Source organism: Wenzhouxiangella sediminis (assembly GCF_003410055.1).
Classification (GTDB): Bacteria; Pseudomonadota; Gammaproteobacteria; order Xanthomonadales; family Wenzhouxiangellaceae; genus Wenzhouxiangella; species Wenzhouxiangella sediminis.
Genome location: NZ_QUZK01000041.1, coordinates 110,001 through 136,321 on the forward strand (window position 1 = coordinate 110,001; position 26,321 = coordinate 136,321).

General features: G+C 65.4%; 21 protein-coding genes and 2 rRNA genes (1 of these 23 only partly in view). 10 read left to right on the forward strand and 13 right to left on the reverse strand.

From position 1 onward, the window contains the following. The 3 genes from DZC52_RS10655 to DZC52_RS10665 form a co-directional block, all read left to right on the forward strand. Window positions 1-2,580: ribosomal RNA gene (locus tag DZC52_RS10655) — 23S ribosomal RNA — on the forward strand (it extends 305 nt beyond the left edge of the window). A gap of 164 nt (window positions 2,581-2,744) precedes the next feature. Next, window positions 2,745-2,859: ribosomal RNA gene (rrf, locus tag DZC52_RS10660) — 5S ribosomal RNA — on the forward strand. 298 nt (window positions 2,860-3,157) lie between these two features. After that, a complete protein-coding gene (locus DZC52_RS10665; protein ID WP_116651214.1) occupies window positions 3,158-4,378 on the forward strand; it encodes a multidrug effflux MFS transporter in 1,221 nt (406 codons plus the stop codon). A gap of 32 nt (window positions 4,379-4,410) precedes the next feature. Here the strand turns inward: DZC52_RS10665 and DZC52_RS10670 are convergent, their stop codons facing one another. Beyond that, window positions 4,411-5,709: a dicarboxylate/amino acid:cation symporter gene (locus DZC52_RS10670; RefSeq protein ID WP_116651127.1), complete on the reverse strand. Its 1,299-nt coding sequence runs from the start codon at window positions 5,707-5,709 to the stop codon at window positions 4,411-4,413. Between the two features lie 276 nt (window positions 5,710-5,985). On the opposite strand from DZC52_RS10670, the gene DZC52_RS10675 reads away from it, so the two are divergent. Then, window positions 5,986-7,677 carry a glutamine--tRNA ligase/YqeY domain fusion protein gene (locus tag DZC52_RS10675; protein WP_116651128.1) on the forward strand — a complete coding sequence of 564 codons (1,692 nt, stop codon included), beginning with the start codon at window positions 5,986-5,988 and terminating at the stop codon, window positions 7,675-7,677. A gap of 26 nt (window positions 7,678-7,703) precedes the next feature. On the opposite strand, the gene DZC52_RS10680 is transcribed toward DZC52_RS10675, so the two are convergent. From DZC52_RS10680 to aroK, 5 genes are all read right to left on the reverse strand, one after another. Further along, entirely contained in the window at window positions 7,704-8,333 is a 630-nt protein-coding gene (locus tag DZC52_RS10680) for an energy transducer TonB (protein ID WP_116651129.1), read from the reverse strand. 117 nt (window positions 8,334-8,450) lie between these two features. Next, on the reverse strand, window positions 8,451-9,131 hold the full coding sequence (locus DZC52_RS10685; RefSeq protein WP_116651130.1) for a hypothetical protein: 681 nt from the start codon (window positions 9,129-9,131) through the stop codon (window positions 8,451-8,453). Then, window positions 9,131-10,183, reverse strand: a complete 1,053-nt coding sequence (gene hemE / locus DZC52_RS10690; protein ID WP_116651131.1) for a uroporphyrinogen decarboxylase — start codon at window positions 10,181-10,183, stop codon at window positions 9,131-9,133. Before hemE ends, DZC52_RS10685 begins: the two co-directional genes overlap by 1 nt. Then, a complete protein-coding gene (gene aroB / locus DZC52_RS10695; RefSeq protein WP_116651132.1) occupies window positions 10,180-11,253 on the reverse strand; it encodes a 3-dehydroquinate synthase in 1,074 nt (357 codons plus the stop codon). Before aroB ends, hemE begins: the two co-directional genes overlap by 4 nt. Further along, window positions 11,250-11,783, reverse strand: a complete 534-nt coding sequence (aroK, locus tag DZC52_RS10700; RefSeq protein ID WP_116651215.1) for a shikimate kinase AroK — start codon at window positions 11,781-11,783, stop codon at window positions 11,250-11,252. The genes aroB and aroK overlap by 4 nt, the downstream gene beginning before the upstream one ends. 233 nt (window positions 11,784-12,016) lie before the next feature. Between aroK and xrtH the strand changes: the two genes are divergently transcribed. From xrtH to DZC52_RS10720, 4 genes are all read left to right on the forward strand, one after another. Continuing rightward, window positions 12,017-12,553 (forward strand): exosortase H, encoded by a 537-nt coding sequence (gene xrtH, locus DZC52_RS10705; protein ID WP_116651133.1) that lies wholly within the window; start codon window positions 12,017-12,019, stop codon window positions 12,551-12,553. Next, the gene (locus tag DZC52_RS10710; protein ID WP_116651134.1) at window positions 12,550-13,362 is read left to right on the forward strand and encodes an SDR family oxidoreductase; all 813 of its coding nucleotides are present in this window, start codon (window positions 12,550-12,552) and stop codon (window positions 13,360-13,362) included. The genes xrtH and DZC52_RS10710 overlap by 4 nt, the downstream gene beginning before the upstream one ends. Next, window positions 13,359-13,955, forward strand: coding sequence for a pyridoxamine 5'-phosphate oxidase (pdxH, locus tag DZC52_RS10715; RefSeq protein ID WP_245960807.1), 597 nt, complete (start codon window positions 13,359-13,361; stop codon window positions 13,953-13,955). Before DZC52_RS10710 ends, pdxH begins: the two co-directional genes overlap by 4 nt. Before the next feature lie 81 nt (window positions 13,956-14,036). Further along, window positions 14,037-18,575 carry a glycosyltransferase gene (locus DZC52_RS10720; RefSeq protein WP_181918903.1) on the forward strand — a complete coding sequence of 1,513 codons (4,539 nt, stop codon included), beginning with the start codon at window positions 14,037-14,039 and terminating at the stop codon, window positions 18,573-18,575. Between the two features lie 22 nt (window positions 18,576-18,597). Here DZC52_RS10720 and DZC52_RS10725 read toward each other — a convergent pair whose 3' ends face one another. From DZC52_RS10725 to trmH, 3 genes are all read right to left on the reverse strand, one after another. Continuing rightward, the gene (locus DZC52_RS10725) at window positions 18,598-19,488 is read right to left on the reverse strand and encodes a class I SAM-dependent methyltransferase (RefSeq protein WP_116651136.1); all 891 of its coding nucleotides are present in this window, start codon (window positions 19,486-19,488) and stop codon (window positions 18,598-18,600) included. Window positions 19,489-19,491: 3 nt separating this feature from the next. Continuing rightward, the gene (locus DZC52_RS10730) at window positions 19,492-20,868 is read right to left on the reverse strand and encodes a hypothetical protein (protein ID WP_116651137.1); all 1,377 of its coding nucleotides are present in this window, start codon (window positions 20,866-20,868) and stop codon (window positions 19,492-19,494) included. Window positions 20,869-20,974: 106 nt separating this feature from the next. Continuing rightward, on the reverse strand, window positions 20,975-21,595 hold the full coding sequence (gene trmH, locus DZC52_RS10735; RefSeq protein WP_116651138.1) for a tRNA (guanosine(18)-2'-O)-methyltransferase TrmH: 621 nt from the start codon (window positions 21,593-21,595) through the stop codon (window positions 20,975-20,977). A gap of 39 nt (window positions 21,596-21,634) precedes the next feature. Between trmH and DZC52_RS10740 the strand changes: the two genes are divergently transcribed. Next, window positions 21,635-22,087: a tellurite resistance TerB family protein gene (locus DZC52_RS10740; RefSeq protein ID WP_181918904.1), complete on the forward strand. Its 453-nt coding sequence runs from the start codon at window positions 21,635-21,637 to the stop codon at window positions 22,085-22,087. A gap of 11 nt (window positions 22,088-22,098) precedes the next feature. Here DZC52_RS10740 and DZC52_RS10745 read toward each other — a convergent pair whose 3' ends face one another. The 4 genes from DZC52_RS10745 to DZC52_RS10760 all read right to left on the reverse strand — a co-directional run bounded on the left by DZC52_RS10745 (window position 22,099) and on the right by DZC52_RS10760 (window position 25,155). Then, window positions 22,099-22,545: a DUF4426 domain-containing protein gene (locus tag DZC52_RS10745; RefSeq protein WP_116651140.1), complete on the reverse strand. Its 447-nt coding sequence runs from the start codon at window positions 22,543-22,545 to the stop codon at window positions 22,099-22,101. Window positions 22,546-22,831: 286 nt separating this feature from the next. Continuing rightward, the gene (locus tag DZC52_RS10750) at window positions 22,832-23,374 is read right to left on the reverse strand and encodes a YggT family protein (protein WP_116651141.1); all 543 of its coding nucleotides are present in this window, start codon (window positions 23,372-23,374) and stop codon (window positions 22,832-22,834) included. Beyond that, window positions 23,374-24,186, reverse strand: a complete 813-nt coding sequence (gene proC, locus DZC52_RS10755) for a pyrroline-5-carboxylate reductase (RefSeq protein ID WP_116651142.1) — start codon at window positions 24,184-24,186, stop codon at window positions 23,374-23,376. Before proC ends, DZC52_RS10750 begins: the two co-directional genes overlap by 1 nt. A 270-nt stretch (window positions 24,187-24,456) precedes the next feature. Further along, window positions 24,457-25,155, reverse strand: coding sequence for a YggS family pyridoxal phosphate-dependent enzyme (locus DZC52_RS10760; RefSeq protein WP_116651143.1), 699 nt, complete (start codon window positions 25,153-25,155; stop codon window positions 24,457-24,459). Between the two features lie 119 nt (window positions 25,156-25,274). On the opposite strand from DZC52_RS10760, the gene DZC52_RS10765 reads away from it, so the two are divergent. After that, window positions 25,275-26,312, forward strand: coding sequence for a type IV pilus twitching motility protein PilT (locus DZC52_RS10765; protein ID WP_116651144.1), 1,038 nt, complete (start codon window positions 25,275-25,277; stop codon window positions 26,310-26,312). The last annotated feature ends 9 nt before the right edge of the window (window positions 26,313-26,321 follow it).

Consider the following 26,321-nt stretch of genomic DNA (forward strand, 5'->3'; position numbering starts at 1 on the left):
CGGCCATAGACGGTGATAGCCCGGTATGCGAAAGGGCACATGAGGTGAAATCGAGTAAGGCGAGGCACGTGAAACCTTGTCTGAACATGGGGGGACCATCCTCCAAGGCTAAATACTCTCTGCCGACCGATAGTGAACCAGTACCGTGAGGGAAAGGCGAAAAGAACCCCGGAGAGGGGAGTGAAATAGAACCTGAAACCGTGTGCGTACAAGCAGTCAGAGCCCGTAAGGGTGATGGCGTACCTTTTGTATTATGGGTCAGCGACTTACTTTCAGTGGCAAGCTTAACCGTTTAGGGAAGGCGAAGGGAAACCGAGTCTGAATAGGGCGTATAGTCTCTGGGAGTAGACCCGAAACCGAGTGATCTAGCCATGAGCAGGGTGAAGGCCGGGTAACACCGGCTGGAGGCCCGAACCCACTAACGTTGAAAAGTTAGGGGATGACTTGTGGCTTGGAGTGAAAGGCTAAACAAACTCGGAGATAGCTGGTTCTCCTCGAAAGCTATTTAGGTAGCGCCTCGTGTCTCACCTCTGGGGGTAGAGCACTGTTATGGCTAGGGGGTCATACCGACTTACCAAACCATGGCAAACTCCGAATACCAGAGAGTGCAATCACGGGAGACACACGGCGGGTGCTAACATCCGTCGTGGAAAGGGAAACAACCCAGACCGCCAGCTAAGGTCCCCAAATCATTGCTAAGTGGAAAACGATGTGGGAAGGCCCAGACAGCCAGGAGGTTGGCTTAGAAGCAGCCACCCTTTAAAGAAAGCGTAATAGCTCACTGGTCGAGTCGGCCTGCGCGGAAGATTCAACGGGGCTTAAGCAATGTACCGAAGCTGCGGATGCAAGTTTTCTTGCATGGTAGAGGAGCGTTCCGTACGCCTGCGAAGGTGAATCGAGAGGTTTGCTGGAGGTATCGGAAGTGCGAATGCTGACATGAGTAACGATAAAACGGGTGAAAAACCCGTTCGCCGAAAGCCCAAGGTTTCCTAGCGCAACGTTAATCGGCGCAGGGTGAGTCGGCCCCTAAGGCGAGGCGGAAACGCGTAGTCGATGGGAAGCAGGTTAATATTCCTGCACCAGTTGTTACTGCGATGGAGAGACGGAGAAGGCTATGTGCGCCGGGCGATGGTTGTCCCGGTCCAAGCAAGTAGGCAGGTCCCTTAGGCAAATCCGGGGGATCAATGCCGAGATGTGATGGGGAGCCCCCTATGTGGGGCGAAGGTATTGATGCCATGCTTCCAGGAAAATCTTCTAAGCTTCAGGTAACAACTGACCGTACCGTAAACCGACACAGGTAGGCAGGGTGAGAATCCCAAGGCGCTTGAGAGAACTCGGGTGAAGGAACTAGGCAAAATGGTACCGTAACTTCGGGAGAAGGTACGCCTCTGGCGGTGATGAGACTTGCTCTCTGAGCTTCCGGAGGCCGCAGTGACCAGGTGGCTGCGACTGTTTATTAAAAACACAGCACTCTGCAAACACGTAAGTGGACGTATAGGGTGTGACGCCTGCCCGGTGCCGGAAGGTTAAGTGATGGGGTTAGCTTCGGCGAAGCTCTTGATCGAAGCCCCGGTAAACGGCGGCCGTAACTATAACGGTCCTAAGGTAGCGAAATTCCTTGTCGGGTAAGTTCCGACCTGCACGAATGGCGTAACGATGGCCACACTGTCTCCACCCGAGACTCAGTGAAATTGAAATCGCTGTGAAGATGCAGTGTACCCGCGGCTAGACGGAAAGACCCCGTGAACCTTTACTATAGCTTCACATTGAACTTCGGTTATTCCTGTGTAGGATAGGTGGGAGGCTTTGAAGCGTAGACGCCAGTCTGCGTGGAGCCAACCTTGAAATACCACCCTGGTGTAACTGGAGTTCTAACCTCGAACCGTTATCCGGTTCAGGGACAATGTGTGGTGGGTAGTTTGACTGGGGCGGTCTCCTCCCAAAGAGTAACGGAGGAGCACGAAGGTACCCTCAGCACGGTCGGACATCGTGCGCTGAGTGCAAAGGCACAAGGGTGCTTGACTGCGAGATCGACGGATCGAGCAGGTGCGAAAGCAGGTCTTAGTGATCCGGTGGTTCTGTATGGAAGGGCCATCGCTCAACGGATAAAAGGTACTCCGGGGATAACAGGCTGATACCGCCCAAGAGTTCATATCGACGGCGGTGTTTGGCACCTCGATGTCGGCTCATCACATCCTGGGGCTGTAGCCGGTCCCAAGGGTATGGCTGTTCGCCATTTAAAGTGGTACGCGAGCTGGGTTTAGAACGTCGTGAGACAGTTCGGTCCCTATCTGCCGTGGGCGCTTGAAACTTGAGGAAATCTGCTCCTAGTACGAGAGGACCGGAGTGGACGATCCGCTGGTGTTCCGGTTGTATCGCCAGATGCATTGCCGGGTAGCTACGATCGGCAGGGATAACCGCTGAAAGCATCTAAGCGGGAAGCCCATTCCAAGATTAGGTTTCACTGGACCCTCGAGGTCCCTAAAGGGCCCTGGAAGACGACCAGGTTGATAGGCTGGGTGTGGAAGTGCAGTAATGCATGAAGCTAACCAGTACTAATTGCCCGTGAGGCTTGGTCATATAACACCAAAGCCAATTGGAGAGCTTCCGCTCTCTTGCGATGACACGACTGAAACGCTCTTGAACAGATTCCGACTCCTTGCTGGTTGCTAATAGCAGGGAGGTCCCGGCTCAAGGCCGGGATCAACGGACATCAGCCGCAGGCTGATGTACAGTTGACTTTGCCTGGTGGCAATAGCGGCGTGGAACCACCCGATCCCATCCCGAACTCGGCAGTGAAACGCGCCAGCGCCGATGGTAGTGCGGCATTCGCCGTGTGAGAGTAGGTCACTGCCAGGCATTTACTCTAGGAACCCCGTAGCCTCCTTTGGCTGCGGGGTTTCTTTTTATCTGGAAGCCGCTTCAGCGCCCTGGCAGTGCCTACGGTCACGCGTGGCCGCCCTCTGCGGCGGCGCTTCTTGCGCCTGGCGGCGCAAACCGCACCACCGCGCCGGGCTACGCTGCCAGGCATTTACGTTGTGCGCTGCCCTACGGTCAGCGCGATTGTCATAATTCATTAATCCGTCTTGCAGACACCGCCACTCTTTCGGGATGGGAGCTGTGGCAAGCTACCATCTGATTCACCTTTGGCCGCTTGGTGTCCACTCTTCGATTCGCCATTCTTCTGGGCATGACCGTCGCTATCGGGCCGTTTGCGCTCGATACGTATTTGCCTGCATTTCCGGAGATCGCGGCCGATCTTGGAGTGGATCTGCCGGCGGTCGGGCGGACGCTGAGCATCTACGTGTTTGCCCTGGGGCTGACGCAGCTGGTTGCAGGGCCGCTTTCGGATCGGTACGGGCGTCGTGTCGTCCTGTTTACCGGGCTGGTGATCTTTGCGGCGGCCAGCCTGATGCTGGCACGCGCGGAATCCCTGGGCTGGATGATGGCCTGGCGGCTCGTCCAGGCGATGGGCGGGGCCTGCTGTGCGGTGTCGGTTCCCGCCATCGTTCGGGATCGCACGCACGGGCAGGCGTCTGCCAGCCTGTTTTCTCTGATCGGCATTGTCATGCTCGTGGCGCCCGCCCTGGCGCCGGCAATCGGATCCAGCCTGCTCTATGCATTCGACTGGCCGGCGATTTTCGTCTTCCTGGCCGCGTATGCCGCCGTCGTTGCGCTGACGCTTCACAACCTCCTGTTCCGTGGACTGCCTCCTGCGCCCAAGGTCACGACGCCCGTCCATACCCTGGTGACCAACTATCTGACAGTGCTTCGGCACGGCACGACCATGCGCTTCATTGCAATCCAGACGTTGGCTTTCAGCGTGATGCTGGTGTTCATCACCCACGCAGCCTTCATCTACCAGGAGTGGTTCGGCGCTTCGAACCGCCTGTTCTCCATCCTGTTCGCCTGCCAGGTTGCCGGGATGGTGGCGGCGAACTTCCTCAACCGCCGGCTGCTCCGCACATTCCACTCGACCCGGATCCTGCGCACGGCCTGTGCGGTTCAGGCCCTGGCAGTCCTGGCGTTGCTCGCCGCCATCGTCCAGGGGGCCGGACTGGTCACGGTTGCCGTCTGCATGGTGGTCATCGGCGGCTGCCTGGGGACCATCATTCCCAACAACATCGCGAATGCGCTGGAGTTCTTTCCCCGGCTCGGCGGCACGGCCAGCGCACTGCTCGGGGCAACGCAGTTCGCGCTTGGCGGACTGATCAGCGCGACATCGACCTGGCTGGCGGACGGGACACCGCTACCGATCGTGCTGGTGATGGCGTTTTGCACCCTCGCCGCGCTGGCCTTCGCCGCCGGCGCGCCCGGGGCCATGGCCCGGGCTCTGGAAATGGACGCGGCCAACCGCGAGACGGTCGGCCGACGCTAGCCTGTAGGCCTGCCGGATAACTGCCGGCGCGCTCAGCCGCCTTCCCGCGCCGGCTCGTCCCCGCTGTGGAGATCGTTGAAGCGGTCGGTGTCGAGCTCGTTCTCGCTGTTGGCCACGATGCAGGTCACGGTCGCGTCGCCGGTGACATTGACGGCGGTGCGGGTCATGTCGAGCAGCCGGTCGACACCCAGGATCAGGGCGATGCCTTCCTTGGGCAGTCCGACCTGGGCCAGTACGCCGGCGAGGAGAATGAGGCCCACGCCCGGAACACCGGCCGCCCCGATCGAGGCCATGACCACCATGAAGATCACCATCAGATACTGCGTCACCGTGAGGTCCACGCCGTAGTACTGGGCGATGAAGCCGACCGCGATGCCCTGCATGATGGCGGTACCGTCCATGTTGATGGTTGCACCCAGGGGAATGGTGAACGAACTGATTCGGTTGCTGGCGCCCATGCGCTCCTGCACCGCGCGCAGCGTCACCGGGATGGTGGCGCCGGAAGAGGCCGTTGAGAACGCGAACGCCATGACGTCCCGGAACTGGCGGTAGAAAGTCAGCGGACTCAGGCCCGTGAAGGTCTTGAGCAGCGTCGGGTAGACCACGGCTGCGTGGAAGATCAGCATGCCAAGCACGAGCAGGACATACTTGATCACCCCGAGAAAGGTTTCCCAACCGGTGGTCGCCGCCATGCCCGCGATCAGGGCGAAGACGCCGTAAGGGGCGATCAGCATGACGATGCCGACAAGCTTCATGACCACTTCCATGAAGTCGTTGAAGAACTCCCCGATCCGCTGCCCTGACTTGCCGGCGAACGACATCGCCAGGCCCAGCAGGATCGAGAAGATAATGATCGGCAGCATGTTGCCTTCGGCCATGGCATTGACCGGATTACTGGGCACCAGGTCGATCAATACCTGGGAAAAAGGCGGCGCATCGGAAATTTCCGGCGTTGCCATGCCCACCGGGCTGGCGCCCACGCCGGTCTGGAAGACCATGCCGGCCAGCAGGGCCAGTACGATCGCGATGCAAGTGGTGATCAGGTACAGCCCGATCGCCTTTCCGCTGACCCGTCCCAGACTCTTGGGATCGGCCAGCGATGCGACCCCGGAGATGAGCGATACGAACACGATCGGCACGATCAACATGCTGAGAAAACGGACGAACATCTCGCCAACAACCTCGAAAACGCCGTTAACGAGCCAGTTCTGCACCCAGCCGACCTGCCCCAGGAAAAGGTTGATCGCCAGCCCGGTGGCCAGGCCGAGAAGAAGGGCGATGAAGATCTGCTTGCTCAGCTTGTGGTGGTCGAAGCGGTATTCCTGGCTCATGTCCCGTCCCGTTCCCTGATAATTTTCGATGGCTGAGGGTAGCTTATTGGCTGCCGAGGGTCCATCGAGTCAGGAAGGGGTTCGGGGTTCCGGGTTCGGGGTTCCGGGGGTTGGGTGGGGCGTCGGGTGTTTGGGCTGAAGGATGGGTTTTTAGGTTTCAGGGTTCAGGTTTCAGGTTTCAGGCGACGCGTCGTGCCGGGTGTGCTGGGGCACAAGGATATGGGCCGGGTCGCTTGACCGGTATAATGCGCGGCTCAGATCAACCGTGCCGATCCCATGACCAGTAGCGACACCACAGCCGCGCCGACGAACTTCATTCGCAACCGGATTCTCAAGGAACTCGAGGCCGGGCAGTACGACGAGATCGTCACCCGCTTTCCGCCGGAGCCGAACGGTTACCTCCACCTGGGGCACGCCAAGTCGATCGTGCTCAACTTCAGCCTGGCCGAAGAGTTCGGGGGCTACACGAACCTGCGCTTCGACGATACCAACCCGGCGAAGGAAGAGCAGCGCTATGTCGATGCCATCAAGGAAGACGTCGCCTGGCTGGGCTTCGACTGGCAGAACGAGTGTTATGCCTCGGACTATTTCGAGACGCTCTTCGAGTACGCCCTGCACCTCATCGACAACGGACTGGCCTATATCGACGGCCAGGACGCCGACGCCATTCGCGAACAGCGTGGAACCCTGACCGAGCCGGGCACGCCCAGCCCGGACCGCGACCGGGACCCCGCCGAGAGCCGCGACCTGTTCAAGCGCATGCGAGCCGGCGAGTTCGAGGACGGCGCCTTTGTCCTGCGCGCGAAAATCGACATGGCCGCGCCGAACATCAACCTGCGCGACCCGGTCATCTACCGCATCCGCCACAAGGCCCATCCCAGGACCGGCACCGCATGGTGCATCTATCCCAGCTACGATTTCGCGCACGGCCAGTCCGACGCCATCGAGCACATCACCCATTCGCTGTGCACGCTGGAGTTCGAGGATCACCGCCCGCTCTACGACTGGCTGATCGAGCATCTTCCCGTGCCTGCCCGGCCGCACCAGATCGAGTTTTCCCGGCTCAACCTGGATTTCACCGTGCTGTCCAAGCGCCGGCTGACCCGACTGGTCGACGAAGGCTACGTCTCCGGCTGGGACGACCCGCGCATGCCGACCATCGCCGGCATCCGCCGCCGCGGCTTCACGCCCGACTCGATCCGCCACTTCTGCACCGAAATCGGCGTGACCAAGTCAGAGAGCATCATTCCCTTCGGCGCGCTCGAGCGAAACCTGCGCGACGATCTCAACGCTCGCGCCCCGCGCCGCATGGGCGTGCTCCGCCCGCTCAAGCTGGTCCTGACCAACTTCCCCGAAGGCGAGACCGAGTGGGTCCAGGCCGCCAACCACCCGCAGAATCCGGACATGGGCACCCGAAAGGTGGCGCTCACCCGCGAGCTCTACATCGAGGCCGACGACTTCATGGAAGAGGCGCCGAAGAAGTTCTTCCGCCTCAAGCCCGGCGGCGAGGTTCGCCTGCGCAACGCCTTCATCATCCAGTGCGACGAGGTCATCAAGGACGAAGCCGGCAACGTCGTCGAGCTGCGCTGCAGCTTCGATCCGGACACGCGTTCGGGACAACCGGGCGCCGACCGCAAGGTCAAGGGCACCATCCACTGGGTTTCGGCAGAGCACGCCGTCAAGGCCGAGGTCCGGCTCTACGACCGCCTGTTCAATGTGCCGCACCCGGCCGGCGACAAGGAGCGCGACTTCGTCGAGCACCTCAACCCCGATTCACTCGAAGTGCTGGAAGACGCGCGCATCGAGGCCGGCACCGAGACCGCCCGTCCCGGAGAGTTCTTCCAGTTCGAGCGTCTGGGCTATTTCGTGCCCGACCCGGACACCACGACGGAAAAACCGGTCTTCAACCGCGCCGTGACTCTGCGCGACACCTGGGCCAAGCTGGAAAAGCAGCTCAGGCAGGGCTAAGCCGAAGTCCGCTTTCCCACCCGTCTTCAGGACTCGTCGAGCTCGAAGGTCAGTTCCTGCACCACGCGCTGGGCGGTGGGCTGGCCGTCGATGATGGCCGGTTTCCAGGTCCAGCGACGAACCGCCTGGACGGCCGCCTGATCGAACACGCCGCGGGGATCGGCCTCGAGCACCTCGACGTCGCGCACGCGCCCGGCCGCATCGATCTCGACGGCTAAGCGCACCCAGCCTTCCAGGCCCTGCAGGGCGGCTTCGCGCGGATAGGGCGGTGGCACGGCCGCGACCGGACGTGCGGTCGCGCTGCCGTTGCCGCCGCCCGGCCCGCCGGTAAAGCCGCCGGTGTAGATGCGGTTCGCGCCCGGCGCCGGCTCGAGCGTGCGCTCGATGTCGATCGCCCGATCGATCTTCTCGACCTGGGCGGTCACCCGGCTCGGCGGCGGCGGTTCCTGCCGTTCCGGTGGTTCCGGCCGGACCCTCGGGTCGGGGTCCGGTTCATCCGGGATTTCCACCGGACCGAAATAGATGCTGGTCACCGGCGGCGGACTCACCGCCGCGGCGGCGTCGTGGTCGATGAGGCGGTGCATCAGGTAGAACGCCGAAAGCGTGATGATCGCGGCGATGGCGACCGTGGCGAGGTAGCGAACAACGGATCCCATGAGCGGCCCTCCCTGCTCTGGTGTGTGGAACGAGAAGCGCCATGTTTCACGCCCCCGTACCCGTTCCGACCGGGTCTGCGCTCCGTGGTTCCCTCGCTTGTTTTCCCCGCCCCGGCCCTACAGCGGCTCGGCCAGCCGGCAGCCGTCGAATTCGGGATGCCCGCGCATGAAATAGACCCGCAGCGCCGGGTCGGCATCCAGCGGTGGCTCCAGCGACCAGTCCGTGCCTTCGGGCGTGGTCAGGCCGTAGCCCGAACCGCTCGGTCGCCACTCGCCGAACTCGCTGCCGGCATCGACCAGGGTGTACTCGTCTCGCCAGCGCTGCTTCTTCAGCCGGTAGCTCCGATCGACGCGCAGGAACAGTTCGACCGGCCGCTCGCCGCAGTCCCCGGCCAGGTGGGCGCGGACTTTCAGTTTCGGCTCCGGCGGCGGAGCGGGAAGGTGGATGTAGAGACCCAGGTTGCCGGCGGTGAAGTGGTGGTTGCCGTAGCCCTCGCGGGCGATCCGGATCTCGCGGCCCGGTGCGGCCAGCAGCGCCCGCAGTTCCTGCGCCCGGTTGAAGGCCTTGGCGCCGTCGCCGTGGACGATCACCGTCTCGGCCACTTCCAGGCCGCCCGGGGTTTGTGCGTAGGTGATCCGGTGGCTGTAGCCGGCCTGCTCGAGTCGATCGCCGACGGCCCGCACCCGTTCGTCGCCGGGCTGGTTGGAAAAGATGTGGACAGTGACGTCGTCGACCGGGCGCGTGGCGCAGGCGGCCAGCAGGGCCGCCAGCGCCAGCGCGACCAGCCGGCGAAGCATCACTTCACCCGGCTGTGCTCGCGCACGGTCTCGACCAGCACGGAGACGTGCTCGGGCGGCACCTCCGGCGTGATCCCGTGGCCCAGGTTGAAGATGTGGCCCGGGCCGGAACCGTAGCTGTCGAGCACGCGCCGGGTCTCGGCGGCGATGACCTCGGGATTGGTCAGCAGCACGGCCGGGTCGAGGTTGCCCTGCAGCGCCACTCGGTCGCCCACGCGCACGCGCGCCTCCGACAGGTCCAGGGTCCAGTCCACGCCCAGGCCGGCGCAGCCGGTCTCGGCCAGGTTCTCCAGATGCTGCCCGCAGCCCTTGCCGAACAGGATCACCGGCGTGTCCGGGCAGGTCCGCTTGAGCTTGTCGACGATGCGCTGCTGGGAGGCCAGCGAGAACCTTTCGTACAGGCGCGGCGAAAGCACCCCGCCCCAGGAATCGAACACCATCAGCGCGTCCGCCCCGGCGGCAACCTGCGCGGCCAGGTAGTCGGCGGTGGCATCGGCCAGGTGATTCATCAGCCGCTCGGCGCCGTCGGGCTCGGCCAGCAGCAGGCGTTTGGCGCGGGCGAAGTCCTTGCTGCTGCGCCCCTCGATCATGTAGGTGGCCACCGTCCAGGGGCTGCCGGCGAAGCCGATCAGCGGGGTGGCTTCCGGCAGCGATTCGCGGATCAGGCGTACCGCGTCCATCACGTAGCCGGTGTCGTCCTCGGGATCGGGCATGGGCAGCGCGTCGATGTCGGCCACGGTCTGCACCGGCCGCTCGAAGTAGGGGCCCTCGCCGGGCTTGAAGCCCAGGCCGCGGCCCATCACGTGCGGCAGGATCAGGATGTCGGAAAACAGGATCGCGGCGTCGAAGCCGTAGCGGTGGATCGGCTGCAGCGTGACCTCGCAGGCCAGTTCGGGCGTGCCCGCCAGGTCGAGAAAGCTGCCGGCCTTCTCGCGGGTGGCGCGATACTCGGGCAGGTAGCGTCCGGCCTGGCGCATCAGCCAGATCGGGGTGCGTTCGACGGGCTCGCGCCGCAGCGCGCGCATGAAAAGGGAATCGGATCTCGGGCTCATGAACGTTCCAGTACTTCGCGAATGTCGTCGGTCGGACAGGTTTCCACCGTGGCGCGCCCGAGTTCCTCGAGCAGCACCAGGCGGATCCGGTCGGCGCGGTTTTTCTTGTCCAGGCGCATCAGGGCCAGCAGGCGCTCGCGGTCGACGTCGCCGGGCAGCGCCGTCGGCAGCTTCAGGTGTTCGAGCAGGTGGACCAGGCGTTCGGCCGTTCCGACACGAACCTTGCCGAGCAGCTCGCTGAGTCGGGTGGCGAGCACCATGCCGATGGCCACGGCCTCGCCGTGCCGGAAACGCGCATAGCCTGTGGCCGTCTCCAGGGCGTGGCCGAAGGTGTGACCGAAATTGAGCAGGGCGCGCTCGCCGGCCTCGCGCTCGTCGGCCGCCACCACTTCGGCCTTGTGCTGCACCGAGGCGTGCACGGCTTCGAGCAGGGCGTCGGGCATGTGCGCATTGATCGGCTCGGCGCGGCTCTCCAGCCAGGAGAAGAAGCGCTCGTCGCGGATCGCGCCGTACTTGACCACCTCGGCCAGGCCGGCGCAATAGTCCCGGTCGTCGAGGCTGATCAGGGTATCGATGTCGGCGACCACGGCGGCCGGCTGATGAAAGGCGCCGATCAGGTTCTTGCCGCTGGTGTGGTTGACGCCGGTCTTGCCGCCGACGGCGGCGTCCACCTGCGCCAGCAGGGTGGTCGGCATCTGCACGACCCGAATGCCGCGCATGTAACTGGCCGCCGCAAAGCCCGCCAGGTCGCCGACCACGCCGCCGCCAAGCGCCAGCACCGTTGCGTCGCGCTGCGCGCCCAACTCGACCAGGGCGTCGAGCGCCCGCTGCCAGTTGGCCACCGTCTTGGCTTCTTCTCCGGCGGGCAGCACCAGCGAGCGCCACCGACGTCCTTCTTCGTCGAGCACGCGCCCGACCCGTTCGAGATAGAGCCCGGCCACGGTGTCGTCGCTGACTACCAGCACCCGACCGTCGAGGTGGCGCTGCCAGATGCTGGGCATGGACAGCAGGCCCTGGCCGACATAAACGGGATAGCTGCCTCCGGCAGTTCGTACCTGGGTGACCTTCATGACACCTGTGCCCCGTCGATGTGTTGCCGGATTCTCCGTGCCACGTTCGCCGCCATGGCCGGTGGGGAAATGCTCGAAGAGCGCACCACCAGGTCGGCGCAGGACAGGTAGATCGGATCCCGCTGCTCGGCCAGTTCGGTCAGGCGCTGCCGCCGATCGGGCGCCTGCAGCAGCGGCCGCTGCTTGTCGCGTTCGAGCCGCTTGAGTTGTTGGTCCACGCTGGTTTGCAGGTAGACGACCAGGCCGCGCTCGGTCAGCATGCGCCGGTTCTCGGCGCTGAGCACGCTGCCGCCGCCGGTGGCCAGCACCAGGCCGTCGCGCCGGCTCAGTTCGTCGAGCAGCGCCGACTCGCGCTGGCGGAATCCGGACTCTCCTTCGATCTCGAAGATGACTGCCACCTCGACGCCGCAACGCGCCTGCAGCTCCAGGTCCAGGTCGAGAAAATCCATGCCCAGGCGGCGCGCGAGTTGCCGGCCCACGGTGGTCTTGCCCGATCCCATGGGCCCGATGAGGAAAACGCGTTCCGGCATGATTCTATCGGCTTGCTCGCTCATGCCGTCCGCAAGACGGCGCTGCGCCGAGCGGCGATGATCGGGTCGTGCCAACGACTGTTCATTCAATGCGGCAAAGGCCATGATCAACCGGGGTTCAATGCTATCACGCCGAACCTGTTCCGGCCCCTCCGCGATCAGCGCCATCGCGCCGTCATCGCGCCGGTTTGGTACCATGTTCGGCCTTCGCCATCGAGTGCTCGGACCGGATCATGCTGCGCTTTTCGATTCTCTTCGTCGTCCTGTTGCTGGGCCTTTTCACCGTGGAGGTTCTCCAGCCCGTGCAGCAGCACGTGATCCTGCCGTTCACGGCCGGCATCGCCAAGGTCAGCGTCTTCCTCATCGAGCTGTTCGACAGCGGCGTGGCGTCCTCGGGCAAGGTCATCCAGGACATCCAGTCGGGGTTCGCGGTCAGCATCGAGCCGGGCTGCAACGGCGTCGAGGCGCTGATCATCCTGTTTGCGGCCATCTTCGCGTTTCCCGCCTCGTTCAAGCACAAGCTCATCGGTTTCGCCATCGGGTTCGTTGCGATCCAGGCGCTCAACCTGGTGCGCATCATCAGCCTGTTCTACCTCGGCCAGTGGAACATGACCTGGTTCGAGTGGTTCCACCTCTACCTGTGGCAGGCGCTGATCATTCTCGACGCCCTGGTGGTCTGGTTGATCTGGCTGCGCAAGCTGCCGCCGCGATCTTCCGGCGGCGGTGACGATGACGGCGGCGGACCGCCGCCGGAGCCGGCCACCACGTGAAGCGCCTGCTGATCGCCGGCTGCGGGGACCTGGGGGTCCGGCTCGCCGATCGACTGGCCGGCGACACCTGGCAGGTGCACGGCCTGCGCAGGAACACCGAAGCCCTGCCGGAAGGCATCATTCCCGTGCGTGCCGACTTGAGCGATCCTGCCAGCCTGGTCCACCTGGACGCCGACTGGGATGCCGTCGTCTACCAGGCCACGCCCGACGCGTACGACGAGGCCGGGTACCGGTCAGCGTATCTGGACGGCCTGGCCAACTTGTTCGACCGCATCCGCGCGCGCCGGCTCGTGTTCGTCTCCAGTACCGCGGTCTACGGCCAGGAATCGGGAGAGTGGGTCGACGAGGAAAGCGATACCGAACCGGCGCGGTTCAACGGCCGGGTGCTGATCGAGGCCGAAACGCTCGCCCGGCGATCGGCGCCGGAGTCGGTGGTGGTGCGATTTGCGGGCATCTACGGTCCGGGCCGCGACTACCTGCTGCGCAAAGTCGCTGCCGGTGAAGCGCGTTGCCGGGAGCAGCCGCCGCAATGGACCAACCGCATTCATTCCGAAGACTGCGCGGGCGTGCTCGAACACCTGCTCTTGCTCGACGGCCCCGCACCGCTCTACTGCGCCAGCGACGGCAAACCGGCACCGCGCTGCGAAGTGCTCGACTGGCTGGCCGGCCGGCTGCATGCGCCCGCGCCCGTTCGCGATCAATCGAGCGGCGGGCAGGGCAAGCGCGTGTCCAGTGCCCGGCTGCTGGCCTCCGGCTACCGGCTGATCCATCCCGACTACCGCTCCGGCTACCAGGAGATGCTGCAATGACCGAATTCGTTTCCATGACCGACGCCATGGTCGAGCGCTTCCGCGACGGCTTCAAGCGCGCCGAGGACGGCGGCATCCCCGAACCCACCGCCATGACCCTGGCCACCGTCGATGAGAACGGCCGCCCGGCGGCGCGCACCGTCCTGCTCAAGGACATGGACGCCCATGGCTTCGTGTTCTACACCAACCTGGGCTCGCGCAAGGGCCGCCACCTCGAGGTGCATCCCGATGTGTCGCTGGTCTTCTGGTGGCGTGAGAACGCCGAACAGGTGCTCGTCGACGGCCACGCCGAACCCGTCAGCGAGGCTGAAGCGGATGCCTATTTCGCCAGTCGGCCGCGCGGCAGCCAGATCGGCGCCTGGGCATCGCAGCAATCACGCCCCATGGCAAGCCGCGAGGAGTTTCTCGCGCGCGTGGCCGAATTCGAGAAGAAATTCGAGGGCCGCGACGTCCCGCGACCCGAACACTGGTCGGGATTCAGAGTAAAGCCCCGCCGCGTCGAGTTCTGGTACGGCCGGGAGTTCCGCCTGCACGAGCGCATCTGCTTTTCCCTGGTCGACGGCGCCTGGCAGGAGTCCCTCCTGTATCCGTAGAATCGGGTACTCGGCGTCCGAGTGGAGACGGCCATGCCGCCAACCAGGCTCCGGGACCTCCGATGCGGATCGGACTTCCGTGTGAGCGACAGCAAACCCTGCGCCCGCCCGACGCCGACGATCGTCGTTCCGGTATTCGACGGCTGGCCGGCGGTCGAGACCTGCATCGAGTCCCTGTTCGAAACCGTCCCCGCCGAAACGCCCGTGCGGATCATCGACGACGCCAGCCGCGATGCCCGGGTCATCGAATGGCTCGACACGCTCGAGGCGCGCTTCCCGGGTCGGCTGACGCTGGTCCGGAATGCGGCCAACAAGGGTTACCTGCGAAGCGTCAACGAGGCGCTGGCGATTGTCGAAGGCGACGTCGTGGTCGCCAATTCGGACACGCGGTTCACGCCCCGATGGCTGGAGGCGCTTGTCGCCGTGGCCGCCGATCCGGCCGTGGGCATTGCCAATCCGATATCCGACAACGCCACGATTCTGAGCGTGCCGGGACTGGAGCGCGCCTCCGAGGACGCCCTGGCCGAGCTGCGCGAGACTTTCGCCGGAAGATGGTACGAACTGCCCACGGCCGTGGGCTTCTGCATGTATATCAAGCGCGAAGCACTCGAACGGTACGGCGGCTTCGACCCTTTCTTCGATCCGGGTTACGGCGAGGAATGCGATTACTCGATGCGCCTGCGGCGCGACGGTTTGAAAATCGCCGCCGTGCCGTCTTCGATCGTCTTCCACCAGGGATCGTGCAGTTTCGGGGGGCGCGCCGCGAGTCTCCGGGAGTCGCACGAAAAGCTCCTTTCGCTCAGATGGCCGTCCTACCAGCGAGACGTTCTCGAGTTCTCCCGCGGCAATCCGATTCGCGGGATTCGCGAGTTTCTCGCCTCGGTGGGTTCCAGGGCCGGCACACGCGTCCTGCATGTCCTCCACGAGCTGGACTACCTGGGCGGCGTCGAGTTGTTCACCAAGGAGCTGCTGTCGCGCTTCTCCCCGGAAACCGAGCACGTTGTTCTCTGCCAGGGCCGCATGCACGATGCCTTCTCGGACCTGGTCGAATCCAGGCTCCAGCCCAACGTGCGCGTCATTCGATTCGATCCCCGACGGTATCGCCACGCAGACATCCTGATGGCCATTCCGGCGGGCAGGAGTCATCCGGAACTCGACCAGCTGTTCTGCCGGATTCTGTCGGGCGGGCGCTTCAACTGCGTGCACTTTCACACCCTGGTGCGCCTGGGCACCTTGTCCTGGCCGGCAATCTGCACGGCCCTTGGCGTTCCCTACGTGCTGTCCATGCACGAATTCTTCCATCTGTGCCACGACTACAACATGGTCCTCGGGCCGGGCGACAACGGGTTCTGCGGCAAGCCGGTCTGCCACGAACAGGACGAGGACTGCCTGCGCTGCATGGGCTCGCGAGTGCAGAGCCTGGGCGAGCCCCTGCCGCGATTCATCGAGCATCGTCGCCGCGCCTGGCGCGAGATCCTGCACGGAGCGGAGCGAATCTACACCAACGGCGCGCTGGTCTCCCGGACCGTGATCGAGGCTTACGGCGAGTCCCTGCAGGGCGCGATCAGCGAATTCGAACCCTATTTCTGCGGCGAGCGCCGCGCCATCGGGCCCATCGAGGTCTCGAATGCCGAGCGACCGCTCCACGTCGCATTCCTGGGGGCGTTCTCGCCCCGCAAGGGCGGCGATGTGTTCCTCGCCGCCCGCGACCTGCTGGCGGACCGGCCCATCCGCTGGTCGGTCATCGGCAATGTGGACAGCCGGCTCAAGACCGCGCTCGACCAAGCGCCGGTCGAGGCGACCGGCCCCTACGACACTTCGCAGCTGGATCGCCTGCTCGAGGATGTCGATCTGATCGTCCAGGCGCCCACCGGCCCCGAAACCTACAGCATCACCCTGAGCGAAGCCTGGGACCGCGGTCGCCCCGTGGTCGCGCCGGAAGTCGGGGCCTTCAAGCACCGCATCGAACATGGGAAGAACGGCTGGCTGTACCCGCCCGGAGACGCCCATGCCCTGGCCGGGCGAATCGACTATCTCGCCAGCCGGAAAGGCCGGACCGAGCTGGGCGAGGTCGCGCGCCGCCTGGCGCATATCGCTCGCCGCGACAATCCCATCGCGTCCGAGCTCGAGGCCTTGTACGCACGCTTCCCCCGCCGCTGCCTGCTGGCGGCGCTCGAGGAGGCCGGCTGGGTCGGGAACGAACTGCCCGAGCCGGTCGATGCCCGGACGACGACTCGCAAGTGGCTGGAGCAGCCCATGTGCCTGGAAGCCGAGGACGACTGGGCCGATCCCGGCGACCTGGCCTGCCTTGTCGCCCGCGCCGACGGCGCTCGCGGCGCCGGCCTGAAGGCCGCCCTGGCCGAGCAAGCGCCCCGGGCCCGGCTTGTGACGGCATCCGATCTCGCCGGACTGGCCGACGATGCCACCGTGCTGGTGCTTCAGGACGACACCGAGCCGACCGCGAATGTCGGCAACTGGGTGGATTCCTGGCGAGACTCCGGCAAGCCTTTCGGCACCTGCAACTACCTGCTGCACGACGCCGAAGGCGAGCCTTACGGCCCGGTGTTTCGGGGCGAGGGCGACGCCACGTTTCCGGCGCGCCAGCCGCGTCGCTGGGCCGGTGTCCTCGCGCGCGCTGGGCGAATCCGCGACCTGTTGGAGCGCCTGGACAAGGACGAGCTCTTCGATGCGCCGCTTGATCGATTGCTGCGCCCAGGGGACCTCGCCCACTACGACGGCTGCGGCCTGTCCATGCTCGACCACCGCTGGTCGCAGCTGTGGAAGGCGGATCTCGCCGAGACGGCTACCGAAGCGCGCCGGGCCGAAGCGAGCGTGGGTGTCCTCGTGCAGGGCGGGGGTGGGCCCGGGACGCGCCGTTTGCTGGCCGACCTGGCGATGCAGAATGGCGTCGACATGACCGGCGTGGCGGTGATGCTGCCGCCCGGCGTCGAGCTTGACGACGAGACTCGCCGGCCCAGCAACGTATTCGTCTGCGAATGGAGCGTGCGCGATCCGGCCGGGTCGATCAACCGGGCCGAGCGGGCGCTGCCGGACGCCGGGGTGATCGTCTTTGTCGGCGACAACGTCCGGCTCGAGAATCCCCGGCTCCTGCAGGCCATGATCGGGGACATGCGCCGTCACGACATCGCCGCGATCAGTCCGCTGCTGCCATCCGACCGCCGCGGCCACCAGTTCGTCGCCCGACGATCGGGCTGCGGCGGCGGGGGGCTGCCGGGATACGGCCCGCCCGTGTCCACGCCGTTCGACGTGCCCGGGGTGCCGCTGGCCGCCGACTTCCTCGACGACGACCTGTTCGTCGTCGATCGCCGCGCCTGGCGGGATGTCGGGGGGCTCCCGTCGCGCGGTCGGCTTTTCTATCGCTCGATGATGTTCAGCGAGCGTCTGCGCTCGGCCGGGTTGGCGCTGGCGAGAAGCGCGCAGTTCGTCCGGAAGGCCGCGCTGCCCGCCACCGACCTGGCCGCTGATCCCGAACGCCAGCCGCGGGAAAGGGCGGACGTTCTTCGGGCACTGGTTCGGTCCCAGGCCCCCTCGGCCTGGTCGAAGTCGATGAGCCTTCAGTCGCCCTTTGGCCTGGAGTGCCGCAAGCATGCCTTCAAGGGCGGCGGTCGTCTGCCGCGACTGCTGGCCTACGCCCACGACGTCTGGGCAAGCGGCTTCTATCGCGTGCGCGCGCCGGCCGCATCCCTGGCGGCCGCCAACCGGGCATCGTGTCACTTCCTTCCCGAGCAGCGCGAGCGTTACGAACCCAACGTCATGGAAGTCGTCAACTCCGGCGCGTCCGTGCTGCTGCTGCACAGCTTCCTGCACGACGCGCAGCTGGAGAAGCTGGCCGACTACCATCGATTTCTCGACATCCCGGTCGTCTTCAGCCTCGACGACTGGCTGCTGGAACTGCCGGACTACAATCCCTTCGCCAGGACGAACTATCCCGATATGCCCCGGCGGGTTCGCTTCGCGCTGGATCACTGCGACCGCCTGGTCGTGCCGACTCCGAAGCTGGCCGAATACTACGCCCCGTATGTCCCGGACATCCGGGTCGTTCCCAATCGCATCCCGCGCGCGCTCATCCATCCGGCGCGGCCCCGCAAGAGCGGCATGCTCCGGGTCGGGTGGACCGGGGCACCCCAGCACTCGGGCGACCTGGACTGGCTGGCCCCGGTCGTTCGGGCAACCCGCGATCATTGCCGCTGGGTGTTCTTCGGCCAGAAACCGGCCGGTCTCACCCCGGAAGAATGCGAGTTTCACCCGCCCGTCGCCCTCAAGGGTTACTTCGAGAAGCTGGCCGGGCTCGACCTCGATCTCGCCGTCGCGCCGCTGAGCGACAATCCCTTCAACCGGGCCAAGAGTCACCTCAAGCTCCTGGAATACGCCGCGCTCGGGCTGCCCGTGGTCTGCACCGACTGCGAGGCCTACCGTGCCGCCCCGGCCTTGCGGCTGGAAAACGAAGCCGGGCTCTGGACAGAGGAACTGATCCGGCTGGCCGACGACCCGGAGTCGCGCGCCGGGCTGGCCGCCGCCCTTCGCCGCTGGCTGGAGGCCGGGCACGTTCTCGAGGATCACCTGGACGAGTGGGCGCAGGCGTTGTCGCTGCAGCCCTGAACGGGCGGTCGGGCAGGCGGCGTCAGTAGCCCAGGCGCGCCGCCAGATGGGCTGCGGCGGCCTGGCTTTCGCGCAGCTGGCGGCGCGTTTGCTCGAGTACGACGTCGACGTCCTGCAGCCGCCTGATCTGCGCCTCGTAGTGGTCGAGAAGTTCGCCGCCGGCGTCGTTGAAGGCGTGCCAGCCCGGCAGGGAAACGTTCCGGGTCACCTCTTCGGAGCGTCCACAGACCGCAATCAGGTACACGTGATCCCCGGGCCCTCGCTCCACCGTCCGCGCACCCGAGGAGTCGGCATAGGTGACCTCGGCCGAAGCAGGTCCCCTGGCCTGGATCTCGTCGATGACCGACAGGAACTGGAACTGCTGCCCGAAGGTGCGCACGGAGGGGAAGAACCCGCCCAGGAGTTCGCTGAATTCGCGGGCGCTCAGCTCCCGGACATGATGCTCATTGTGTCTCACGCCGTCGGGGCTGTAGAGATCGCGATCCGGCGTGGAAATGATCGCCAGCCCGTCCGAGCGAACGACGCGGGCGATCTCGGCGACCATCCTCTCCTGCTCGGCCAGGTGTTCCAGCGTCTCGAAGGAGACGAGCAGGTCGACGCTGTCGTCGCGCAGCGGCAGGGATCGGGCGTCGCCGCGGATGAACTCGACGCCCTCGCGACCGTACTTGCGGCGCGCCGATGCCAGCGCGCCCTGGTCGGCATCGATGCCCAGCGTCCGGACGGCGCCGCGCGCCAGCAGGTCGGTACCGTAGCCCTCCCCGCAAGCCACGTCGGCGACGACCTTGCCGTTCGCAAGCCCGCTGGCCCAGTGGTAGCGATGCCAGTGCTCGTACCAGATCTGGTGGCGAAAGGCGGGATCGAAGCGCTCCGGTGAAGCGTCTTCCTCAGCCGGTGGGCCGGACGGCGTCTCCATCACCTAGTCGTAGAAGTCTTCCCGTTGGAAACTGTAGGTGCTGATCTCGTCGATATCCGAGAAGCAATACAGGTGGGCCGGCGTGGAGCACGCCTTCACGTCGTTGAAGATCATGCGCAGGTCCGCGTAAGTCGCCGACCCCACCGAAGTCGCCTGGTTCGGGGAACTCGAGGTCCACCCGCTGCAGGTGTTGGCCAGCGAGGTTCCCTGGGTGTCCATGCCCGTCCACACGTCCGTGATCTCGACGAGCGGCAGCCCCTGCTCGTCGAGCGCGACATTGGTCAGGATGTCCTCACCGGGCTCGAACAGGTTGCCCAGGTTCTCGACGATCTTGACGTGGTCGACGCGGTACCAGCGGTTCTGGAAGTCGAAGCGCTGGTAGACCGAGGTGGTGTCGTCCGACAGCAGCGCCTTGAAGTCGTCCGAGCGGTCGAGCTCGGCGTCGGAGGCGAGCGAGCGACAGATCTGGTCGGCGGCGTCGCTGCCGCTCAGCCCCATCTGGCCGGGCGTGCCGCCGCCCGGCAGTTGCCATTCCGAGAATCTCGCCGGGCCCGAAAGGCTGCTCACGAAGCCGCGACGATCCGAACTCGTGTAGGGCGCCATCGGCGGCAGCCCCATCCCGGAGGACGCGGTGGACAGGCAGGTCAGCCTGGCGGCCTGATCACAGGCAAGGATATCGTCCTGGGTCCAGTTGACCACGGTGGCGTTGGTGTCGCCGGTGAGGCCCAGGTAGAGGTCCGAACCGGTTCCCGAGGTGCTGGCGGTCCAGTCGTTGCAGTGGAATCCGCTCGACGTTCCGTCCGCCGAGGTGCCCGTCCACACCCGCTCCGGGAAGAAGAAGGGCGAGCCCAGGGCGTTCAGGTCGACCGGCCGGTAGACTTCGCCGTCCTCGACGATGCCGGGCAGGTCGCCGCCGAAAAGCTGGTTGTCGGTGCGCAGCCAGGGGCCGGCGGAAGCCGGCAGGCCGCCGCTGGCGCCGCAGTCGTCGTCCTTGGTGCCGTAAAGACCGTGGGCCCGGCAGTAGGCATCGTTCTGGCTGTCGGAAATCCAGGCGACGTAGCTGCCCGCGTTGGGCAGCCCGGCCCCGCTGGCCTCCAGCTGGCAGATATGGTCGGCGGCCGCCATGCCGGCCAGTCCCGCCCCGCTGGTGGCGGCGGACCATTCCTCGAACGAGCCCAGGCCCGAGGCGCTGGTCGTGAAGATGTACTGGTCGTAGGCGCCGGCACCGCGTACCGCGTTGGCGTCACCCTCGTAGTTCTCTCCGGGGCGTCCGGTGAACGATGCGCCGTCGTCGCCGCGGTCGTCCAGCTCGCGGGCCAGCGCGTCGTTGGCCTGCAGGACCAGCCCCATGACTCCCATGGCTGTCAGCGTCTTTTTCATGTTCCCTCACTAGCCGCCGGAGGCGCCAGCATTTATTTAGAATCCCAGCATAGCGCCGCGCCCGCCTCCCCGGCAAGGGGCGGCAGGGCGCGAGGATTGGCGGCCCCTAGTCCGAGTCGGGCTCCGGCGGCGGGTTCCTGCGCCGGTCGAGGTCGCGCCGGATCCAGGATTCGGCCAGTGATTTCCAGGGTTCTTCCTCGAGGGAATGCGGTTTGTACATGCCGGCGGCCTGGCGCTGGCGCTGGGCTTCGTAGAGGATCAGGGCGGTGGCGACCGAAACGTTGAGGCTCTGGGTCATGCCCGCCATGGGAATGACGATCTCGCCGTCGCACTCGGCCAGGGCCTCTTCGCTGACGCCGAACTTCTCGGTGCCCATCACGATGGCGGTCGGTTGGGTGTAGTCGGGCTGGCGGAAATCGACCGCCTGGTCGGAGAAGTGTGCGGCGTAGAGCGAAAAGCCCTTCGCCTTGAGCGAACGCAGGCCTTCGCCGGCGTCGTGGTGGCGGTGCAGTTTCACCCAGCGCTGCGCGCCCTGAGCGGTGTGGTTCAGCGGCGGGATGCCGCCGGTGGGCGGCACGGCGTGGGCTTCGAGCACGCCCACGGCGTCGCAGGTGCGCAGGATGGCGGCGACGTTGTGGGCCTTGTGCACCCGCTCGAGGAAGACGGTCAGGTCGGGATGCCGGCCGGCGGCCACCTGCTCGATGCGGGCCTTGCGTTCGGGTGTCATGGCGATATGTTAACCCCGAATCTGCGAGAATCCCCCGCCATGACTGACTGGTTCAATCAACTCAAGTCCTGGGTGGCGCCGAGCGCCGAAGAGACCGTGGACATCCAGGTCATCGCCCGGGCGGCCGCCATCATCCTGCTGGAGATGGCCGCCACCGACGAGCACCGCGACGACGATGAACTGGCGGTGATCCATGACGCCATGCAGGACGCCTTCGGTATCGACCGGGCCGAGCTGGGCCAGATGCTCAAGGATGCCGAAAAGCTGCGCCGCGAGGCCGTGTCCCTGCACGACTTCACCCGCGATCTCAAGGCCCATCTCGATCGCGACGAGCGCGACCAGCTCGTCGAGTGGCTGTGGCGCGTGGCCTGGGCCGACGGGCGAATCGACCGCTACGAGGAGCAACTGCTGCGCCGGCTCTCCGACCTGCTGGGCGTGCCCCACCACGAATTCATCAAGCGCAAGCACATGGCCGCGCCCGACGATTCATGAGCGGGCGCTGATCACTCCTCGACGTAGAACTTCTGCTGGAAGCTGAACTCCGACGGCGGCTGGCTGCTGCCCTCAGGACGCACGCTGATGTCGAAGGTCAGCGTCTCCTCGTTGGCGATGCGGAAGGTGCCGATGTAGTAGATCGCGTCTTCCTCGGTGATCTCCTCCAGCTCGATGGTGCGCGGCTGGCCGGTGAGGTTGACCGCCGAGGCGTTCACCGTCGCGCGCACGGGCTCGCTCATCGCGTCGTCGCTGCCGGCGGCGCGCAGTACCGTGATGTTGATCATCGCCCGGGTCCCCGAGCGCTGGATGCCGTAGGCCCGCGCGACCTCGGCGGGCAGCATGCGCGTGTTCATCGCGCTGTAGTGCACCTGATAGCCGCCGATGTCCTCGAACTGCTGCGCAGCCGCCAGCAGGAAAAAACCAAGGGCAAGAATGCCCGCAAGCTGTCGGATCATCTCATTCCCGTCCACCGTTGAATTGCCCCGATGCTACGCCGTGTTGGGGCGAGGCGGCAAGCCGTTGTGGCGTCATACAGGTCGTCGGGTTCTCGCAATGGCGCAATGGCGCAAGGGACGCAATGCAAGAGCGAATGGATTGCTTGAAGGGAATGCCTTGGAAATGGCTGACAGATCTTTCGCCCACCATCTTTCTTCTGTCCCTCCTTGGCGTCCTTCGCGCCTTCGCGCCATTGCGAGAAACAAGGGGAAATGCCCGCACTGCAACGAATCGCCCCGCGCCTGATCAGACCCCCAGCAGGATGATCAGGAACTGGATGACGATGATGGCCAGCAGGGGGGAGAGGTCGAAGCCGCCCAGGGGCGGGAGGATGCGACGGATGGGGGCGAGCACCGGTTCGGTGAGCTGGTAGATCAGCGGCACGATGGGGTGTCGGAAGCCCTGGCCCACCCAACTGAGGATCACGTTGACGATGATCAGCACCAGGTAGAGCACCAGCAGCATGCGCATCAGCCGCAGCGCGGCCAGCAGGAACAGTACCGACCAGTCCATCGCCCAGCCGTTGAGGGTCATCAGGACGACCAGCAGCACCAGCTCCAGGATGTAGAGCCAGGCGATGCCGGCCAGGCTGACCGAGCCCACGCGCGGGATGAGCTTCGACAGCGGCTTGACCAGCGGGTCGGTGATCCGGATCAGCGCCTGGCAGATCGGGTTGTAGTAATCCGCCCCGAAGGCCTCGAGCAGCACGCGCAGCATCAGTGCCGCCAGGTAGAGCTGGAACAGCGTCTCGATCAGGAAGGAGAACGCCTGGTTGGCCGAGCCGCCCATCAGCCTTCTCCCAGTTCGCGGCCGCGCTTGACGGCGGCCTGCACGGCTTCATCCACGATGCGCTCGAATTCGTTGCTCGCCAGGCTCTCGAGTGCGGCCGCGGTGGTGCCGCCCGGCGAGGTCACGCGCTTGCGCAGCTCGCCGGCATCGACGTCGGACTTTGCCAGCATCGTGCCGGCGCCGTAGGCCGTCTGGCGAGCCAGCCGGGCCGCCGTGACTTCGGGCAGGCCCGCGCGGGTGCCCGCGGCGGTGAGCTGCTCGACCAGCGAGAAGAAATAGGCCGGCCCGGAGCCGGACACGGCGGTGACCACGTCCATCAGGGCTTCGTCGTCCACCCAGGCGACTTCGCCGGCGGCTTCGAGCACCTGCGTGGCGCGTTCACGGTCGGTTTCGCTCACGCCTCCGGCCGCCGCCAGCCCCGTCATGCCGGCCTGGTAGAGCGCCGGGGTGTTGGGCATGGCGCGCACCACGCGATCGTGGCCGCCGAGGCCCTTGCAGATGCGCGCCAGCGGCATGCCGGCGGCCACCGAAATCACCAGGGTGTGGCCGTCGATGGCGTCGGCCACCGAGGCCAGCACATCGTCCATGACCTGCGGCTTGACCGCCACCACCAGCACGTCGGCCAGGCGCGTCGCCTCGACGTTGTCGTCGTGGACCGTCACACCGAGATCCTCTGCCAGCGAGCGGCGCTGATCTTCGCTGGGATCGGCCACGTGGATGGATTCGGCCCGCATGCCGTCGGCAATCAGGCCACCGATCAGCGCGCGACCCATATTGCCGCCGCCGATGAATGTGATTCTCACGTCTTCCATGTTTTCTATTGTAAGGGTCCTGATGGGCCCTGCACGTTAGTTCGTGCGTTGCACGGGGGTTCCGGGAAGCCCGAGGTCCCGGATCGGAGTCCGGGATGACGCTTCGCGTCAGTTCGGGGTTCAGGGTTCCGGATGGGCTCCGGTGGGTTGTCGAGGTGGGGAGGAGATAGGTTTCAGGGTTCAGGTTTCAGGTTTCAGGGAAAACAAGAAACAGATTCCCGAACCCCGAACCCGTCTTTTTCTTTCCTGAAACCTGAACCCTGAAACCTTTCAGTCCCTCGGCCCGAACAGAGCCGTTCCAATACGAATCTCCGTCGAACCTTCGAGAATGGCTGCTTCCAGATCGCCGGTCATTCCCGCCGAGATGGTGTCGACCTGGGGGTGTCGTTCTTTCAGCTGATCGAACAGCTCGCGCAGCTTCGCGAATGCCGCGCGCTGTTCCTCGTGGTCCTCGCGCGGGGCGGGGATGGCCATCAGGCCGCGCAGTTTCAGGTGCTCGGCATCGGCGATGCGGTCGGCCAGTTCGGCGATTTCTTCGGGCGCGCAGCCGGCTTTCTGCGACTCGTCGTCGAGGTTGACCTGGATGAGCACGTTCAGGGGGGCGAGGCCGTCGGGGCGTTGGTCGTCGAGCCGGCGCACGATCTTGGCGCGGTCGATCGATTCCACCCAGTCGAAGTGCGCGGCGATCAATTTCGTCTTGTTCGACTGGATCGGGCCGATGTAATGCCACTCCAGGTCCAGGTCGCCCAGCGCGGCGATCTTCTCAACGCCCTCGTCGACGTAGTTCTCGCCGAAGGCGCGCTGGCCGAGCGCGTGCAGCTCGCGGATCGCCTCGACGGGCTTGCGTTTGCTCACGGCCAGCAGCCGCACGGCGCCGGCGGGCCGGTCGGCGTCGCGGCAGGCCGCGTCGATGCGCTTGCGCGTTTGCTCGAGACGCTCCCGGGCGGTTTTCGAGGCGATTTGATTCATGGCCGAGTTACGCTAAGATCGGTTGGTGTGCTGGACAACGGGGGTGTGCGTCGGCCGCCCGCTTGGCGGAGCCGCACACGTCACCGGCAGGCCGAAGGCCACAGGCAGGGAGTTTCCCCATGGATATTACAGAACTACTCGCATTCACCGTCAAGAACAAGGCATCCGACCTGCATATCTCGGCCGGTCTGCCGCCCATGATCCGCGTCGACGGCGACGTTCATCGTATCAACACGCCGGCGATCGAGAACAAGGAGATGGCCGAGCTCATCTACTCGACCATGAACGACCACCAGCGCCGCGACTACGAGGCCAACCTGGAGGTCGACTTCTCCTACAGCGTGCCGGGCTTGGCGCGATTTCGTGTGAATTCATTCCACCACCATCGCGGCATGGGCGCGGTCTTCCGCGTGATTCCCAACGACATCTGGACGCTCGACGATCTCGACGCGCCGGCCATCTTCAAGGACATCGTGGAAGTCCCCCGCGGGCTGATCCTGGTCACCGGGCCGACCGGTTCGGGCAAGTCCACCACGCTGGCGGCGATGATGGACTACCTCAACAAGACCGTGCCGGGCCATATCCTCACCATCGAGGACCCGATCGAATTCATCCACACACCGCAGCGCTGCCTGATCAACCAGCGAGAGGTGCACCGCGACACGCACGGCTTCAACCAGGCGCTGCGCTCGGCGCTGCGTGAAGACCCCGACATCATCCTGGTCGGCGAGCTGCGCGACATGGAAACCGTGCGCCTGGCCCTGACCGCCGCCGAGACCGGTCACGTGGTTTTCGCCACCCTGCATACCTCCTCGGCGCCGAAGACCATCGACCGAATCATCGACGTCTTCCCCGGCGACGAAAAACCGGTGGTGCGCTCGATGCTGTCGGAGTCGCTCAGAGCGGTCATCTCGCAGACCCTGCTCAAGAAGGTCGGCGGCGGCCGGGTGGCCGCGCACGAAATCATGGTGGCCACCTCGGCCATCAAGAACCTCATTCGCGAGGACAAGGTGGCGCAGATGTACTCGGCCATCCAGACCGGGCAGAACGCCGGCATGACCACCCTCGACCAGTCGCTCATCGAGCTCGTCCGACGCGGTCTGGTCAACAAGCAGGAGGCCGTTCGCAAGGCCCAGAACAAGTCGGCGCTGGCCTGACCGGCCCGC

Bases quoted from the DNA above. Each gene is read 5' to 3' on its own strand.
- DZC52_RS10730 (WP_116651137.1), bottom strand. From the start codon at position 20,868: ATGAAAAAGACGCTGACAGCCATGGGAGTCATGGGGCTGGTCCTGCAG.
- DZC52_RS10745 (WP_116651140.1), bottom strand. From the start codon at position 22,545: ATGATCCGACAGCTTGCGGGCATTCTTGCCCTTGGTTTTTTCCTGCTG.
- DZC52_RS10725 (WP_116651136.1), bottom strand. From the start codon at position 19,488: ATGGAGACGCCGTCCGGCCCACCGGCTGAGGAAGACGCTTCACCGGAG.
- DZC52_RS10685 (WP_116651130.1), bottom strand. From the start codon at position 9,131: ATGCTTCGCCGGCTGGTCGCGCTGGCGCTGGCGGCCCTGCTGGCCGCC.
- DZC52_RS10675 (WP_116651128.1), top strand. From the start codon at position 5,986: ATGACCAGTAGCGACACCACAGCCGCGCCGACGAACTTCATTCGCAAC.
- DZC52_RS10670 (WP_116651127.1), bottom strand. From the start codon at position 5,709: ATGAGCCAGGAATACCGCTTCGACCACCACAAGCTGAGCAAGCAGATC.
- DZC52_RS10680 (WP_116651129.1), bottom strand. From the start codon at position 8,333: ATGGGATCCGTTGTTCGCTACCTCGCCACGGTCGCCATCGCCGCGATC.
- trmH (WP_116651138.1), bottom strand. From the start codon at position 21,595: ATGACACCCGAACGCAAGGCCCGCATCGAGCAGGTGGCCGCCGGCCGG.
- DZC52_RS10765 (WP_116651144.1), top strand. From the start codon at position 25,275: ATGGATATTACAGAACTACTCGCATTCACCGTCAAGAACAAGGCATCC.
- xrtH (WP_116651133.1), top strand. From the start codon at position 12,017: ATGCTGCGCTTTTCGATTCTCTTCGTCGTCCTGTTGCTGGGCCTTTTC.
- proC (WP_116651142.1), bottom strand. From the start codon at position 24,186: ATGGAAGACGTGAGAATCACATTCATCGGCGGCGGCAATATGGGTCGC.
- hemE (WP_116651131.1), bottom strand. From the start codon at position 10,183: ATGAGCCCGAGATCCGATTCCCTTTTCATGCGCGCGCTGCGGCGCGAG.
- DZC52_RS10760 (WP_116651143.1), bottom strand. From the start codon at position 25,155: ATGAATCAAATCGCCTCGAAAACCGCCCGGGAGCGTCTCGAGCAAACG.
- DZC52_RS10750 (WP_116651141.1), bottom strand. From the start codon at position 23,374: ATGGGCGGCTCGGCCAACCAGGCGTTCTCCTTCCTGATCGAGACGCTG.
- aroK (WP_116651215.1), bottom strand. From the start codon at position 11,783: ATGCCGGAACGCGTTTTCCTCATCGGGCCCATGGGATCGGGCAAGACC.
- pdxH (WP_245960807.1), top strand. From the start codon at position 13,359: ATGACCGAATTCGTTTCCATGACCGACGCCATGGTCGAGCGCTTCCGC.
- DZC52_RS10740 (WP_181918904.1), top strand. From the start codon at position 21,635: ATGACTGACTGGTTCAATCAACTCAAGTCCTGGGTGGCGCCGAGCGCC.
- aroB (WP_116651132.1), bottom strand. From the start codon at position 11,253: ATGAAGGTCACCCAGGTACGAACTGCCGGAGGCAGCTATCCCGTTTAT.